This window comes from Methanobrevibacter sp. AbM4, from assembly GCF_000404165.1.
GTDB classification, from domain to species: Archaea; Methanobacteriota; Methanobacteria; order Methanobacteriales; family Methanobacteriaceae; genus Methanarmilla; species Methanarmilla boviskoreani.
On the sequence record NC_021355.1, the window covers coordinates 1 to 13309 of the forward strand.

13 protein-coding genes are annotated in these 13309 nt (G+C 31.0%); 8 read left to right on the forward strand and 5 right to left on the reverse strand.

Going from position 1 to position 13309, the window contains the following annotated elements; genetic code table 11:
- Entirely contained in the window at nt 1–1158 is a 1158-nt protein-coding gene (locus ABM4_RS00005) for a Cdc6/Cdc18 family protein (RefSeq protein WP_016357628.1), read from the forward strand.
- Between the two features lie 410 nt (nt 1159–1568).
- Here the strand turns inward: ABM4_RS00005 and pyrB are convergent, their stop codons facing one another.
- From pyrB to hmdC, 5 genes are all read right to left on the reverse strand, one after another.
- Complete coding sequence (pyrB, locus tag ABM4_RS00010) at nt 1569–2510, reverse strand: aspartate carbamoyltransferase (protein WP_016357629.1); 942 nt, start codon at nt 2508–2510, stop codon at nt 1569–1571.
- A 310-nt stretch (nt 2511–2820) separates the two neighbouring features.
- The gene (locus ABM4_RS00015; protein ID WP_016357630.1) at nt 2821–3306 is read right to left on the reverse strand and encodes a flavodoxin domain-containing protein; all 486 of its coding nucleotides are present in this window, start codon (nt 3304–3306) and stop codon (nt 2821–2823) included.
- Nucleotides 3307–3578: 272 nt separating this feature from the next.
- Nucleotides 3579–4361, reverse strand: a complete 783-nt coding sequence (locus ABM4_RS00020) for a fumarylacetoacetate hydrolase family protein (RefSeq protein WP_016357631.1) — start codon at nt 4359–4361, stop codon at nt 3579–3581.
- 22 nt (nt 4362–4383) lie between these two features.
- Nucleotides 4384–5250, reverse strand: coding sequence for an ATP phosphoribosyltransferase (gene hisG, locus ABM4_RS00025; RefSeq protein ID WP_016357632.1), 867 nt, complete (start codon nt 5248–5250; stop codon nt 4384–4386).
- A gap of 304 nt (nt 5251–5554) precedes the next feature.
- Entirely contained in the window at nt 5555–7057 is a 1503-nt protein-coding gene (gene hmdC / locus ABM4_RS00030) for a 5,10-methenyltetrahydromethanopterin hydrogenase cofactor biosynthesis protein HmdC (RefSeq protein WP_016357633.1), read from the reverse strand.
- Between the two features lie 356 nt (nt 7058–7413).
- On the opposite strand from hmdC, the gene hmd reads away from it, so the two are divergent.
- From hmd to ABM4_RS00065, 7 genes are all read left to right on the forward strand, one after another.
- Nucleotides 7414–8433, forward strand: coding sequence for a 5,10-methenyltetrahydromethanopterin hydrogenase (hmd, locus tag ABM4_RS00035; RefSeq protein ID WP_016357634.1), 1020 nt, complete (start codon nt 7414–7416; stop codon nt 8431–8433).
- A gap of 138 nt (nt 8434–8571) precedes the next feature.
- The gene (gene hmdB / locus ABM4_RS00040) at nt 8572–9573 is read left to right on the forward strand and encodes a 5,10-methenyltetrahydromethanopterin hydrogenase cofactor biosynthesis protein HmdB (RefSeq protein ID WP_016357635.1); all 1002 of its coding nucleotides are present in this window, start codon (nt 8572–8574) and stop codon (nt 9571–9573) included.
- A gap of 75 nt (nt 9574–9648) precedes the next feature.
- On the forward strand, nt 9649–10125 hold the full coding sequence (locus ABM4_RS00045; RefSeq protein ID WP_016357636.1) for a DUF3236 domain-containing protein: 477 nt from the start codon (nt 9649–9651) through the stop codon (nt 10123–10125).
- A gap of 80 nt (nt 10126–10205) precedes the next feature.
- Entirely contained in the window at nt 10206–10997 is a 792-nt protein-coding gene (locus tag ABM4_RS00050; RefSeq protein WP_016357637.1) for a DUF1188 domain-containing protein, read from the forward strand.
- Nucleotides 10998–11012: 15 nt separating this feature from the next.
- Complete coding sequence (locus tag ABM4_RS00055; protein ID WP_016357638.1) at nt 11013–11717, forward strand: Nif3-like dinuclear metal center hexameric protein; 705 nt, start codon at nt 11013–11015, stop codon at nt 11715–11717.
- Nucleotides 11718–11989: 272 nt separating this feature from the next.
- The gene (locus ABM4_RS00060) at nt 11990–12628 is read left to right on the forward strand and encodes a ThiF family protein HcgE (RefSeq protein WP_016357639.1); all 639 of its coding nucleotides are present in this window, start codon (nt 11990–11992) and stop codon (nt 12626–12628) included.
- On the forward strand, nt 12621–13181 hold the full coding sequence (locus ABM4_RS00065; protein ID WP_016357640.1) for a UPF0254 family protein: 561 nt from the start codon (nt 12621–12623) through the stop codon (nt 13179–13181). The genes ABM4_RS00060 and ABM4_RS00065 overlap by 8 nt, the downstream gene beginning before the upstream one ends.
- Nucleotides 13182–13309 lie beyond the last annotated feature (128 nt).

Sequence of the window (13309 nt, forward strand, 5' to 3'; positions counted from 1 at the left end):
ATGACAGATAATATTTTTGCAAATTTAAAAGACCGAAGCAATTCAGTTTTTAAAAATAAAAAACCTTTAGATCATAGGTTTTTACCTGAAAACTTACCTCATAGGAATGAACAAATCACGTTAATAGCTAAATATTGGGTTGAAGCATTAGACAATGTGACTCCATCTGATTTAACTATATATGGTAAGACAGGTACCGGGAAAACTGCAGCAGCTAAATTTGCACAACAACAACTTTTAGAAGCTGCTAAAGAAAAAAAGCAATACATTAGAGTTGAATATATTAAATGTACTGATTACACTACTGAATATCAGGTTTTAGCTCAACTATGTCAAAGATTAGGTAGAGATGTTCCATACAGAGGATGGACTAAAGGGGAAATTATCAATACATTTAGGGATATTTTCAAACAGGAATTTAATGGTAATGAATTGATCCTTATAGTAATCTTGGATGAAATTGACATATTACTTGAGAAGGACGGTGACGGATTATTATATACCCTAACCAGAACAGACAATGTTTCTATCTTATCCATCAGTAACTTTTTAGACTTTAAAAAATTTATTAAGCCAAGGGTAATGAGTAGTTTAAGGGATAAGGAAATTGTTTTTCCACCATATAGAGCAGATCAATTAGCTGATATTTTAAAGGAACGTTCTAGAATGTCATTTAAAGAGGGTGTTCTTGATGAGGATGTTATTCCATTATGTTCTGCAATGGCTGCTAAAGAGGAGGGTGATGCAAGATATGCCCTTGATTTACTCAGAACTGCCGGTGAGTTAGCTGACAATGATAAATCAGATAAAGTAATTGGAGACTATGTTATTGCTGCTAAAAATGAAATTGAACATAATAAAGTTACAGATATTATCTTAACCTTACCAACTCAGCAACAAAGGGTTCTTGAAGCTATTTTAATATTAACCAAGAAAAAAGAGGAAATTACTTCAGGTAAACTATATGAAACATATAAGGAAGTTTCAAAGGGTGATTCCGTAACTTATAGAAGGATCTTTGATTTCATTAATGAATTGGAAATGTTAGGTATAATTTCAACAAACACCAAATCATTTGGTAGAGGTAAAGGTAGAACCAACATTATTAAATTACAATGTGATGAGAAATTGGTTGAAAATACTTTATACTCCATGTAATCTTTTTATTTTTTTTAATAATCAGTATCTTTTTTTATTGAAACCAATTTATTAATTAATTTTTAATTATTATACTTTTTTAGCTAATTAAATAATTAAAATTGTTTTTTTTTAATTTTAATAATATTACTTCTTTTAAATTTTCAAAATTAGTTTTATCATTAATATTTTTATTAGTGTTATTTATTATTATTATTATTATTATTTTAAATGGAATTTATGTTTTTAATTAAACAATATCTAAAATTAGCTTTTTTTTAATTTATATGATTAATTACATTATTAAAATTAGTTTTGAAAAATATTAACTCTTTAATTAAAAATTAGAAATAGTATTTTAAGATTAATTAAAAATAAATAAATAATTTAATAATTATTTATTATATTAATTCTCTTTTAGATTGAATTTTTTAATCTTCAAATTTTTTATTGTTTAATATCAGATTTTTAAGAATCGCCATTCTTACAGGAACAGCGTTGAATGCTTGTTTAAAGTATCTATTATGTTTGGTATCATCAACATCATAGTCTATCTCATTGATTCTTGGAAGCGGATGCATGACTATTAGATCCTTTCCCTCTAACATTTTTTTATTAATCAAATAGGCGTCCTTTATTTTCAAATATTCCTCGACATCTGGGAATCTTTCTTTCTGGATTCTTGTATCATATAACACATCAATATCATCAATGACATCATTAAGGTCAGTGTTTTCCCTATATTTAATATTATTTTTTTCAAGATCACGTAAGATTTCTTTAGGCATCCTAAGTTCATTTGGTGATACAAATGTCATATTCACATTATATAATCCTAAAGCATATGCCAATGAATGTACGGTACGACCATATTTTAAATCTCCAACAAGTGCAACATTCAGATTTTCAATATGACCGAATTCCTCTCTCATGGTATATAAATCAAGTAATGTCTGAGTTGGATGTTGGCCTGCTCCGTCACCAGCATTGATTACTGGAATATTCACAATTTCTGATATGAATTGGGATACCCCCTCAAGCTCATGTCTTATGACGAGTCCGTCACAGTATGACTCCAACATCTTAGCAGTATCTGCAATACTTTCACCTTTCTCCATTGATGATGATGAGACACTGTCAAATCCTACACAAGCTCCACCTAATCTTTTCATTGCAGTTTCAAATGATAGCTTGGTTCTGGTTGATGGCTCAAAAAACATCATACCAAGAATTTTTCCATTTAAATCATTGGAAATAGCCTGTGATTTAGCAACCTTCTCAAGTTTCTTAGCTTCATCTAAGATGTAATTAATATCTTCCTTTGAAAAATCTTTAATAGATATAACATTTTTAAGATTAAAAATTTCAATCACCTTAAATTATTATTATGATTTTTTTAAGATATATTTATTTATATTTAAAATTAGTATTGTAAAAATTAGAATTCTTCATGGAATCTTAATTCTGTTTTAGCTCTTTAAAGTTAGATCTTATTTTTATGTGTCAACAATTTAAAAATCAAATAGGGTTAACTATTTTAGAAACTGGTTTTGTTTTTTATTAATTGATAATAATTTAAAAAGAGTATTGTTTTTGAATTGAATTGTTAGAATATAGTTTAAAAATGAGTAAATTAAATTAATTTAAGTGATGTTATCACTTAATTAATTGAATATTTTATTATTATTTCTTACGACGAGCACTAAGCTCGTTGACTTTGTCAATAAATGATTTTATACGGCTTTTATTTAGTTCGTTTATTTTACCTTTATTAGGTGTTTTTGTTCTAGGTCTTGAAAAGAAACCTGTGTTGATATTCTCATCATAGAAGAATTCTGTTAGATATGCGGAACTTACTAACTCTTTTGAGTAAAGTTTGTATAGATATTTGGATTCCTTTTCCTTTTCATAGGTTGTAATAAATATTCCAATGTTTTTACCTTTTAATGTTCTCATGTTTCTTTGAACATACTGTTTAAGTTCCCTTGGAATACTTCTTTTACTGACAGATCCACCTAATATTATAAAATCATATTTTAGTAAACATGCATCATGAGCTTTATTTACAGGAAATGCTCTTTTAAATTCTGAATCTACATTTTCAAGGATTTCATTTGCAATTTCTGCAGCTTTACTGTTTACATTATCGTAAAGGATTAAAATTCTCATTACACTCACACCTTATTCATTAATTAAAAATTTAATTTAAATAGCCTTCCCATAATAAAAATAATTTGTACATCATTATAAAATATGTTTTATAAATTATATAAACTTGAAGCTTTTTTAAAAAAATTGTTGCTTTCTAAAGTAAAATATTATTGACATTTGATAATAATTTCATTTATAAAAGAAGCTAATTTCCGGGATATTTGGATGATTTAATGATTTTCTTTAATTAATTTAAGCTTAATTCATTTTTTATTAAAAAAATATAGATATTAATTTTTGATTAATGTGTTTTTCAATGTTCCAATGTTTTCAATTGTAATTTCAACGGTATCATTTGGTTTGATTTCACCTACACCTTTTGGTGTACCTGTTGATATCACATCTCCTGAGTTTAATGTCATGATATTGGATATAAAACTTAATAATTGGTAGACATTGAAAATCATGTTTTTAGTATTGGAATCTTGCTTAATCCTGCCATTGACTTTAGTCTCTATCTTTTGGTTAAGGGGATTTAAGTCGGTTTCGATACATGGTCCTATAGGGGCAAATGTATCAAAACTTTTGGCCCTTGTCCATTGTCCGTCCTTTGCTTGAAGATCCCGTGCTGTAACATCGTTGACTATGGTGTATCCAAATATGTAATTTTTTACCTCTTCAATGTCAACATCCTTACATTCTCTACCTATTACAACAGCCAACTCCCCTTCATAATCAACCTGGTTTGACATTGATGGGTATATGATCGGATCTTCATGGGCTATTACGGATGTTTCTGGTTTTAGGAAGATTTTAGGTTCCTCTGGTAATTCCATCTCTAATTCTTCACCGTGTTCTTTATAGTTAAGCCCAATACATACCAGTTTAGATGGTTTTGTAGGTTCTATTATTTTAATTTCATTGAAACTATAAGATTTATCATTAATAATGTCCCGATTAAAATCGATATCTAGTAATTCCTTATTATCATCATAGTCTATTTCATAAATCTGACTGTTTTTGATTATCCCTGATTTGACATCATCATTGTATATAAATCTTATAAATTTCATCAAATTACCTTCACTTTAATAATCAGTTAATAACCCTTTCAATCGGAACAACAAGAATGTCTCTTGCCCCTACTTTTTTAAGTTCATTAACCAATTTAAATACTTTGTCCTCATCCACTACAGCTTGAACCGCAAACATATCCTTTTTAGATAGAATCTCGGATATTGTTGGTCCACTCATACCTGGAAGAACATCCTTTACCTGGTTTAAGTTTTCTTTATGAACATTCATTAGTATCAACTTTTTGTTTGATGCATTTATTACACCTTGGATACTGGTTGTAACAGCCTCAACAAGTTCATATTTTTCAGATAAACTGTCTTTATTTGCAATCAATTTAATGGTACTTTCTAAAATGGTGTCAATAATTTTAAGATGGTTTGTTTTTAATGTTGTTCCTGTACTGGTCAAATCGGTAATTCCATCTGCGATTCCTATAAGTGGAGCTATTTCGGTAGAGCCTGCAAGTTCCACAATTTCAACACCTTCAACACCATTTTCTTTAAGGTATTTTCTGGTTAAGTTTGGAAACTCTGTTGCGATTCTCATGTTTTCATTAAAATCTTTTATGCTTTTAATGTTGGAGCTTTCAGGAACTGCAAGTACTAACTTTGTTTGACCAAAATCAAGATCCAATATTTCCTCAACATCCGCGTCTTTTTCATGGATTAAGTCAACGCCGGTAATTCCCATATCAACGATTCCCTCTTCGATAAATGTTGGAATATCACTGGCACGTGTAAACATAACATCTATATTAGGATTATGTGTATTTGCCATTAGTTTTCTGTTGGTGGTGTCTTTTAATTTTAAACCAGCTTGCTCTAAAATTTCAATTGAAGGGTCACTTATCCTTCCTTTTGAAGGTATAGCTATTTGTAATTTCATATTTATTTCCTTTCATTATTTGTTTTTAAGAATTGGTCATGTAAATATAATTAAAATATTTTTAAATAATTTCTATGATTTTTTCTTTAATACATTCCTCTATTAATTATAAATATATTTTATTAATATTTAATTTTATAGATATTCGATTTTAAAAAATAGTCTTACTATAATAATATTCTGGGATATTGATTATAGTTTTTACACTTGAAATGGTTCTTAGATTTAAGATAACAGTTTCATTTTATAGATATCTATCTTAAACTTTAATGATTAAAAAAAGTATTAGTATAGTTTATAAAAACTATACTAAATTGATTGCATCTGGAACTTTATTTAGGATTTTATTTGAGATGTTTGGTATTGTTGATGTAATGATTGTATCATCTGACTTTTCAGAACTGTTCACGTCTCCGTCTCCCTTGATGATAGTTGCATCTAGTTCCTCTTGAAGGTTGTCTACGGTAACATTCTGAATCCAAGGGTCGACATCAGATATAATAATCTCATCCACTTGTTTATCAAGCTCTTTTGCAATTACCCAGGATATGAATCTTCCACCAAGCAATGCAACACTGCTACCATTTACTGATTCCACAATACTATTTAGATCATGTTTTAGATTGATGTTGTCATATATTCTGGAACTTGTCAATGTAGCCCAGTGTGCATCTCCAACGGTGTATGATCCGATCTTTTTAGGGTATATGTTCTCGGGCCCAGCTATCTTAACGGAGGTTGCAAGGGCTATTAACTCTTCCCTTTGAATTGGTACCCTTGTATACTTGTTGTTAACCTCTTCATTCATTATTTCAATTACTCTAGGAAGACCGAAATTACCCCTTTTAGCAGTTCCCGGTTCATATCCACACATATATCCATGATGGTTCTTTGGAAAACCTGTTATAATCATGTTTAGTCCGGATCTTAATCCTGCACGGCATTCATGTTCATATGCTCCATTGGTTGCAACAACCTTTCCAGGACATAATATTCTTGATGCAGCTATTGCTTTGGCATATGCTTCCGTGGTATTTTCCGCACGGTTATAAGGTCCACCTTCTATTACAAACACGTCTGCTCCAATATCTATAGCCTTTTCAAAACCTGTAATAAGCTCATCATATCCATCACCAACAAACATGATGGCTTCAAGTCCCTTATTATATTTTTTAGCTAGATTCGCAACGTCCACTGCCTCGGCATATGGAGCTGCATGTCCCTCACCACTTTGCACTGAACTTAAGTTAATGGCAACGGAAGATGATAGTTTCACCCATTCCTCCTTATCGGATTTTTCTTTTAACTCTTTATCTATTAATCTTTCATGGATTCTTCCTCTTGGGCATTCAGTAAATGCAGGACCTTTGTAATAACATTCTCCACCACATCCAACAATATTCTTAGGAAGTCTCATAGGTCCATTTTCACCAAAATGATCAAGGTCTAGTGGAACATCAACGGTATCATGGACTTTTTTCATAACGTCTATTCCACGCATATCATTATTTTCAGCTATGTCTGCAAATGCATATGCACATATATGAATGGGAGATCCAATCATATTGGCTAGCCTGCAGTTTCCAAGTAAATCCTTTAATTCCAAATCTGATGCACAGGTTCCAACGATTATCTCATTCAAATCACATCCGATTGGGAACTTTTTAAATCTGGTACCAAGTTTCATGGTTTCTTCTAAGGATAACTCAGATATTGCATCTACAACTTCTGTCACATCTTTATCCATTTTTGATAATTCAATAGCAGCCTCATCACTATTGACAGCTTTTTTAATTAATTCATACATTTACCTAAAAGCCTCCAGTTGAATATTTATTATACTTTGTTATTTATCATATTTAATTAATCTCATTTGTTATTAAGTAATAATTATTTAGTTGATTAATAGAATAAATTAATAATTATGTATGCAGTTTCATAATTAAATATAAAAATTTATATATTCTTATTTTTATAATTCTATATATTACTACCATCTGTTCTAAGATAAAATTATTTGAAAAATATAGGGTTTAAAAAATTTTTATCTACTCTTAAAATAATTAATAGATTTTATATATTAAGGCACATTTTCAATAATTTTTTGTAGTAATAGTTTTAAATACGAAATTTAAAATTTAAATATTTTTTAGGAGACAAAAAATGAAAGTAGCTATTTTAGGTGCAGGATGTTACAGAACACATTCTGCAAGTGGTATTACAAACTTTACAAGAGCTTGTGAAGTTGCAGAACAAACTGGTAAAAAAGAAATCGCATTAACTCATTCAACTATTGAAATGGGTGCTGAATTATTACACCTTGCTGGTGTAGATGAAGTAGTAGTAGCTGATCCTGTATTTAAAGAAGGTTTAACTATTGTAGACGATTTTGATTATGATGAAGTTATCGCAGCTCACAAAGCAGGTAAACCTGAAGATGTAATGCCAGCAATAAGAGAAAAAGTAAACTCATTAGCTGAAACAGTCGCTAAACCACCTAAAGGTGCTATTCACTTTGTAGACCCTGAAGATTTAGGAATGAAAACTACTGCAGATGATTCTGAAGCTGTAGCAGATGCTGACTGGGTAATGACCTGGTTACCAGAAGGTGGAATGCAACCTGATATAATCAAAAACTTTGCTGGAGATATTAAAGAAGGTGCTATTGTAACCCACGCTTGTACTATCCCTACCACTCAATTCAAAAAAATCTTTGATGATTTAGGTGCTAAAGTAAATGTAGCTTCCTACCACCCAGGTGCTGTACCTGAAATGAAAGGTCAAGCATACATTGCTAAAGGATATGCTAGTGATGAAGCAATTAACACTTTATTAGAATTAGGTACTAAAGCAAGAGGTGAAGCATTTACCTTACCTGCAAACTTATTAGGACCTGTATGTGATATGTGTTCAGCTGTAACCGCTATTACCTACGCAGGTATCTTAGCATACAGAGACACTGTTACTCAAATCTTAGGTGCTCCTGCTGGATTTGCACAAAACATGGCAGATCAAGCTTTAACCCAAGTTACTGCACTTATGAATGACGAAGGTATTGATAAAATGGATGAAGCTTTAGACCCTGCTGCATTACTCGGTACTGCAGATTCAATGAATTTCGGTGCTTTAGCTGAAATCGTTCCTACTGTATTAGATTACTTAGGAAAAGATAAAAAAGAATAGTTATATTCTATAAATAAGTTGAGTTGATTTTTAAAATCAACATATTTAACTTATTTTTTAATCATTAAGTTAATTAGTTATTAAAAAATAAGTTTTTACTATTTTTTATTTAGATTTATTTATTTTTCAGGTGTAAAATTGATTGATGAAGTTTTAAAAAAAGCAGAAAATAATAAAAAACTAAGTGATGAGGAATATATTCAATTATTAAAAATTGACAATAGAGAAGACTTAGATAAGTTATGTGATATTGCAGTTAAAATTCGAGATAAGAATATTGACCAAATTAAATTAACTTCAACAATCCATATTACTAATAAATGCCAGATATATCCAAGATGTAAATACTGTGGATTTGCAACAGAAACATCTACTGACGGATATTACGACTCTTTTTTCAAGAACAAATATGAGATACTGGAGGCTGCAAAATCTATTGAGGAGGCAGGAATCCCTAGGGTTAGCTGTTCTGGTGGTCATGGTTACAATGGAAAACAGGCTATTAAAGCAACTGAAATTGTTAAAAACAACACCTCCCTTGAAGTTCTTGTAAATGTAGGTGCAGATTTAAACGAGGAGGCTATTAATAGACTTAAAGAATTAAATACCGATACAATTTGTTGTAATTTAGAAACAACCAATGAAGATTTATTTAATTTTGTAAAACCTGGTGAAAAGCTGGAGGATAGGGTAAATGTATGTAGGATGATAGATGATGCAGGTGTTTCACTATCCTCAGGTATATTAATCGGCCTTGGTGAAAGTTTGGAAGATAGGATAGCACATTTACATTTTCTAAACACTTTTAAGAATCTTGAGGAAATTCCTCTTATGGGCTTTAATCCATATAAAGGCACTCCAATGGAAAACCATCCGGCATCTCCATTAGAGGAACAATTGAAGATGATTGCAGTTACCCGTATAATGTATCCAAGTATTAGAATCACCGTACCAACTCCAACCATTGGACCTGAAAATGTTGTATACTCTTTAAATGCTGGAGCAAGTAATTTAGCAACAGTCATTGCCGATAACTATCCATTGGATGTTAAGGGTGTAGGTTCACCTATATGTGGAAACTTTAAAGATGTAATGTCTGTTATAAATAACTTGGATTTAAAGGCTCAGACCCTTTGTTAAATCATTTTACTTAAAGCTTTTAAACTTTTAAAACATAATGTTATTTGATTTTAAAACTGATTAATAGTGTTTATTATGTCTTTTGAAAAGATGATTAAAAATGCATTTGAGGAATCTGAAAATAACTGCCGCTTTGGGGATAAGATCGAAGAGGTTCATGAGATTCAAACTTATATAAAGAATGCTAAAAAAATCTATGTTCCTAATAAGAATGGAATTAAGGTTAAAGTTTTAAATAAGGTATTAAAAGAGTATGGTCTTAACGAAGCTCATATTTTAAAGATAAATACTAATTTTGCAGATACAAGTAGAATACCTGCTCTTTCAAAGGCATATATTGCCCTTGATCAATGTGACTGTGACTTGATTATAAGTCGCGGTAGACTTGGAGTACCTGGTTCAGGTTCACTTCTAGTTTTCATTGACAATAAGGGAAGGATTCTAACAGCAGGATCATCACCGTCACATGCTGTCACATCTAAACCCTTGGAGGAGGCAGTTTATATGGAGGCTGTAGAGGCTTTAGAGAAGGTCGGATTTAAAAAGATCTAGATTCTCATTAAGGTAAACTGTTGAATTTTTTTCATGCTTTAGGAAATCTTTACTTAGTATTTGTTAAAGAAGGTTAAATAATGGATATTGATACTGGAATTACCACGGAAGTATATACAATAAAATCAAAAACAAGATTAATAGATATATTTGATGAGATAATCAGTAAGAAATCTTCAGTAACACTTGATTATGTCAATTCCCTTGATCTCGATAGGGATTCTAATATTATTGTAGTTGGAACATATTTTACAGGACTTGGAATCGTAAAAAAACTCTCTAGGTATTATAACAACATTACATTGATTGATATCTATCCACATCTTGAGGAGCTATTGCATGCTGATATTGGTGGTGAACTTTACTGTGATGTTGAATTCTCATCCAATCTGGATTTAATCTATGCTGCTGATGTTTTAATAGATACAACAGGTTTTGGAGGTTTAACAGTCAAGCAATCATCAAAACTTAATCTTAAAGGATTTATTATTGAGGACCCTGTAGCTGAGGATAACGATGAGCTGTTAAAGGATAAAAACAATATCCATAAAAGGTTGGAGGTTGTAAACTCTCCAAACAAGGCTATTATAAAAACAAAGGGAATCAATACAAAGACGTCCGGTACCATGACTTTGACTATCGGCGTCTTGACAGATGTATTAAACAAGGCTCAAAACATGGATGGTGTCCTATACAGTGCCTGTGAGATGACCTTTTATGAGGAGATTATCTTCAAAGAGAGGAACATTGAAAAATTTATGAATCTTGCATTAAGGCAGGCTCTGAAGATATCTACAATAAATCCATTTGACTGTGACAAGCTTTTAAAAGATGAACTAGATAAGATACATTCAGAAATCATTATTAATTAATTTTAGGTTAGATGCATGATACTCAAAGATATTATAGTATATATTGATAATAGAATTCCTAAGGATTTTGGCTTAGAAGATGACAGTATAGGTTTTCAGGGAGAGTATGATTTAAATCAGGAAATAGGCTCAATTTATATATTGATGGATTTATACAGGGAGGATGATTTGAGATTTTCAGAGGAAAATATTCTGATAGTTACACATCACCCTCCATTGTTTACACCTAAAACCCCTACATATACTATCCATTCAAACTGGGATATTATAGATGGGGGTGCAAATGAATCACTTGCAAATATATTGGGTTTGGATGTTGTTGATGTATTTGATAAAAAGACAGGTATTGGAAGGGTTTGTAGGTTTGATGGTGATTTTGAATCATTCAAATCCACAGTCTCATCTATTTTTTCCAATGTCCGAATCGTAAACCAGGTTGAGGATAAGAAGCAAGTAAATAATATTGGGGTGATCTCTGGTTTCGGACTTAAAAATCCTGAATACATAAAACTAGCATCTGATTTAGACTTGGATATTCTGATATCAGGTGATTTGACTCAGGAAACGGCAGTCTTAGCCTCATATTTGGATATTACTTTAATCGACTTAGGCCATCATGATAGTGAGGTTCCAGGATTATATGATTTAAAGAATATTCTATCTAAGTTAAATATTCCAATAGTTGTCTTAAATAAAAAGCCGTGGGTGGATTTACCATAACGTCTTAAGAGGTTATATTATTGAATAATGATTTTTTTATAAGTTGATTTGCTTTTGTTCGTTTGCAAGTTGAGTAATGGTTTATTTGATTATTTTAGCTATTAAGCTTGAATAGATTAGATGTTTTATTAACTGTTTTAGTTATTTTTACAGGTTAGATAAACTTTTTTGTATATATCTATTTCAGTTTATCTTAAAAGGGCATGATATAATAAAGCATGGATAGATTTATTTAACCATTTTATTTATTTATTTTTTATAAGAGGTATAGAATGATAGAAGATATTGAAAATCAGAGAGTTCCTAAAGGTAGAATAGACCTTGTAGGATTTGGAAGATTAGGTTTAAGAACTGGTATTAATTTAATTCAGGTACATCGTGGTGGACCAAAGGAGATTGTGGCTTTTGATGGTCAAAAGATTGCAGGCTCAGATGTCATTTTCACGTTACTTGGAGGGGAGATAGGTGAATATAAAACAGATTTCCTAAAAAGAATATGCACCCATGATGAGGATTATAGAAATGTTGTAAGTATTCCTGAATATATCAATGAGGATAATATTGATTTAATTAAGGGAGATGTTGTGGTAATTGAGATAGCTGGAGGAAATACAATACCTATGGCGGCTAAAATCATAAAACATGCTAAATCAATAGGTGCCAAAACTATTAGTACCGGTGGAATCTTTGGCTATGGTGATGAGGAGATTACCGTTAAGGACATATCAGAATATAAGGACAATCCTGCAGTAGACGAACTTAAAAAGGAAGGTATATTAAAAGATCATTTAATTGTTTCAACTAATAAGTTATTAAGGGACCACGAACCTATTACTCCATACACCTTAGATGAGGTATCCAAGGCTATTACTAAAACAGCTTTAAGATTATTGGATGATAAAGATGATTAGAATTGCCACGGCAGAATGTTTCACCCATGGTAAGATTGGACGTGAGATCCACGCACTGGCCCAATCCTATGAAGGTAATTTCGGAAGGGACTATATTAAAAATCCAAAGGAATTCGGGGATTTTGACTATAATGATATTGGTCTTGTTTGTGGTTTATTCATTCCAACAATAGACGCAGTTAAGACGGTTTTACAGGTTGAAAATCCTCCGGAACCTAAAACCTTAATTAAGGGTATAAAGGTCTATGATGAAGAGGGGGATAAAAAGGTAAGTAAGATAATGGCCGAGGCTGTTAAAAATATAACCGATTCCGACATAGCCATCGGTACTACAGCCGGTATTGGAAGAGGCGGAATATGTATTCTAACAGATGATTATTCCATCGTCACCACTACCGATGTTTTCTCAGATTTAAGGGAGAATAACAGTGAGGAGCTATATAACAGACAGGAAGATGGAATCAGAAAAGCTTTAAGGATTCTATTATATCTTTTAAATAACGACTTTAAATCCATTGAGGATATGGACAATGTTTCAATTGAAAAAATCTGATTTTTTTAATTAAATGCTGTTAAATTTATCTGAGTGTTCCTCTTCTAATTATAGTATTATTTCATTTAAAAATCTTATTTTTTAATCTAATCATGTTAAGTTTATCAAATAAGCTATTTCATCTTTTA